4 protein-coding genes are annotated in these 3,368 nt (G+C 30.2%); all 4 read right to left on the reverse strand.

All coding sequences use genetic code 11. The features are described 5' to 3' along the window. The coding region (locus CD30_RS20465; protein ID WP_211254638.1) for a hypothetical protein at nucleotides 1-346 on the reverse strand (346 nt) is incomplete at its 3' end. 324 nt (nucleotides 347-670) lie between these two features. Then, on the reverse strand, nucleotides 671-1,270 hold the full coding sequence (locus CD30_RS18705) for a hypothetical protein (protein ID WP_036180549.1): 600 nt from the start codon (nucleotides 1,268-1,270) through the stop codon (nucleotides 671-673). Continuing rightward, nucleotides 1,267-2,187: a S8 family peptidase gene (locus CD30_RS18710; protein WP_036180552.1), complete on the reverse strand. Its 921-nt coding sequence runs from the start codon at nucleotides 2,185-2,187 to the stop codon at nucleotides 1,267-1,269. Before CD30_RS18710 ends, CD30_RS18705 begins: the two co-directional genes overlap by 4 nt. A gap of 77 nt (nucleotides 2,188-2,264) precedes the next feature. After that, on the reverse strand, nucleotides 2,265-3,299 hold the full coding sequence (locus CD30_RS18715) for a hypothetical protein (protein WP_036180554.1): 1,035 nt from the start codon (nucleotides 3,297-3,299) through the stop codon (nucleotides 2,265-2,267). Between the last annotated feature and the right edge of the window lie 69 nt (nucleotides 3,300-3,368).

Below are 3,368 nucleotides of genomic sequence, written 5' to 3' on the forward strand. Positions count from 1 at the left end.
AAATAGTATTATTCAAAGACCGAAGGTTTGATTTATTTTCACAGAAAAAACCAATAGATGCAGGTATTGTCCAAAGAAAAAAACCAAGGAGAAATGAAAAAATATTTGTTCTAACAGTTGTTTGACCAATTTGGTTCCATGTTAATTTGTCCATTTTTAGTGCTACTTGTAAGAGAGTTACAGTTAGAACAGTTGTGAGTAGAGCACTTATGAAGCGCTTAAAAGGACTAAATTCTAGCCCCATAAACGTAACACTAAGGTAGGCTATAAAATTCCAAATGATGATACCCAAAATCAGCACTGCAACAATCCTAATTAATATGTCTTTCATTTTTAAATTTTCCACCCTATACACACTCCGCTATCACTCTTTAGATTTTAATTACTTAATATATTTTTCTTCAAATCTTCTTTCACAATCCTGCTTCATTAGCACAACAATCTAATCAAATTTAAAAGCTGTGTGAATATAATAAGGACCATAAATACTTCTCTCTGTTTCTTCGAAGAAAGAAGCTTCAACCTCTTTTTCTCAAGTAAAGTTAATGTTCTATATCGAGTGTAGGGAAGAGATAAGCGAGAAGGAAACAGATATTAATAAACATACTTAAGAGCAGCGATACTTTTGGGGATGCAATTTTTCAGTTTAAATGTTAGTGTCCAAAAAGTTTTAATAGTGTACTTCATGAATAATTTCTTCATTTGATGAAAGTGCAATAATGCTCTCTATTTTTACAACTTCACCAAAGAGTATATCTGTAAAAGTCTTTTGTCCTTCCTCTAAATATATTACACTCATTTTTCCATTATCATAATAAATATAAACATTAGAGATATCTGGATTATTAATATAACCCAAAGTAACATTAATACCATGCTTTATTCCTATATTCCCAGTATAATTTACTAATTCAAAAGGATCTTCTTTTGTCAATTTTGTGTATTCAACATCACTAAATTCATAATTATCTTTTTCTTTAGAAATTAATAAAAACCCGAATGTCTCGTCCTCGTTAGTTCCGTTAACAAAAGTTGTTACATGAGCATTCCCTAAATCTACTGCTTCTGTTATTTCTGTAGTTGAATTCTTATCAAAAATAGGTATAACTTTATCAAAGAAATAAGTTCTTACCTCTTCTATTAATAATTGTTCATTTTTCAACTGTTTTTCATCCGAACTACAACTTATTAACAATACTGAGATAATAGACAAAATTAAAATTAAACTTACCTTTTTTAAAATTTCAAATTGTGAAGTTATTTTTCTCAAAGCAATCCCTCGCAATTTAATAATGTATTTTTAAAATCAACTATCCTAGTATTTACATTAAAACCATTCCAACTTTGGATAATAGGCGTTGCTCCTTTTAATAGCATATTTTCAATTTCCCTGGGTGATGAACTAATTTTACCACATTTTGCTTTCAACATTGCTACTAGCGAAGTAACAATTGGTGTTGCAACTGAAGTCCCAGAATAATACTTAACCGACTCTGGATTTATACTAAGTGATAATACATCCTCACCCAACGTCCATACATCTATATAATTATTGTAAGTAGTGTTTTCTAATAAATTAAACTCTCTATCTATTGCACCTACTGAAATTACTCCTGGTATTTTATATGCAGCAGGATAATAATTTAAATTATTAGGATAATTACCAGCAGAAGCCACAATTACTGTACCTTGCGACACTGCTTTCTTAATTTCATTTTTTAATGCAATACTTTCTTCTCCTGTTGCAAGACTAATATTAATTACATCCATCTGGTACTCATTCATCACTTTCAATCCCTCTGTTAATGCACTAACACTAATATCATTTTCATATGGTAAACTATAAGTATAAACCGTAATTCCTGGTATAATTCCAGAAAAATTATTAACATTACTTTTCTGTGATGAAATTATTCCCGCAACTACGGTACCATGAATATTATGTTCATCTTTCATTTCGACATCATTGATAGGAACAATATTCAAGTTTGGGTGATCATTTATAAATCCAATATCAATAATTCCAACTTTAATATCTTTCATTAAAAAAATTGAATAATCTATTTGTTCTATATTTATAAATTTATTTAATTCAGTATTAAAAGTTTCATCACTGTCATGCTTAAACAAAACAAAAAATAATATAAAATAAATAATTAAGGGTGAAATAATTATACCACGTCTCATATTATTAGCCCTTTCAATAACCTTAAGAGGTAATGCATTAAAGTTACATTACCTCTTTTTTCTAATAGTTTTCAATATTAAAAGTAGGTACCAGCAGTGTAGAATATCATAATTGAGCCATTATTAGTTGTGTTGAAACGAACTATTTCACTAATCGCGAATTGAGACCAACCTGCACCTGCCTCAACATCTACTGATAAAACACCAAACGTAGCAGAAAATGCTCCACTAACTGCAAATTCTGCATCTGTATAACCTTGCAGAATATGTTCACGTTCTGAACTGTATCCTGTTTTATAATTTTCCTTATCTATATTACGAATTGTTACTACACCAGCGTAGGATGCAGAACCTTCATCTGAAATGTAATCAATAGTTAAATCCGATTTACCTCCGAATTTCCATCTTAATACATCTTGAACTGATGCATAACTACCTGCTACGAAACGCCAAGTTGTTCTAGTAGTATAAGTACCACCATCATCATCATTAAAACCATCTGATCCATCATTTATTCTAGTTTCAGCAGTCCAAGGACCTGTCAACCATGTTTGAGTTTCTACTTTATCTGTAACTTGCTCTTCAACTGTTGACCCTTCCATTACAACTTTACTTCCATCAGGATAATTAATTTCAATAACTTGAACTGGGGAATTCAGACTAATACTATGCTCTTCGTTAAATTTTTTCACTTTTTGAACATCCTTATGACCTTTTAAAAATGCATCATTTTGCTCAACCATAGCAACAAATGCTCTTTTGTCCAAATTCAATGCTTGATTACGTAAGTTTTTACCATTAGACTTAATATATGCATTTGAAAGTTTGTCAGATTCATTTATAGATATATCAATATTTTGTTCCTCTATTTGGTGTACCAAGATGTCCATCTTTGCATAGTATTCTGCATCCTCATAAGATAATCCATCATTCAAAAGCTCATTGATTATTTCGTCTTTTGTTCTACCTTCGTGCCCAAGATCTTTTTCGTAATTTACTTTTAAGGATTCAAATGGTTTCTTAACAACTTCCTTAGCTGAAACTGGAACACTGAAACTGAACTGTGTCATAAATAGAGCTACTGTAGCTAAATAGATTAAAAACTTTTTCATAAATTAACCCCTTTCCTTTAAAGCGTATTGTCAAAAATAATTTATATAAATCGCTAATAAATGTTGATT

Source organism: Ureibacillus massiliensis 4400831 = CIP 108448 = CCUG 49529 (genome assembly GCF_000772965.1).
In the GTDB taxonomy this organism is placed as follows: domain Bacteria; phylum Bacillota; class Bacilli; order Bacillales_A; family Planococcaceae; genus Ureibacillus; species Ureibacillus massiliensis.

Bases quoted from the DNA above. Each gene is read 5' to 3' on its own strand.
- CD30_RS18710 (WP_036180552.1), bottom strand. From the start codon at position 2,187: ATGAGACGTGGTATAATTATTTCACCCTTAATTATTTATTTTATATTA.
- CD30_RS18715 (WP_036180554.1), bottom strand. From the start codon at position 3,299: ATGAAAAAGTTTTTAATCTATTTAGCTACAGTAGCTCTATTTATGACA.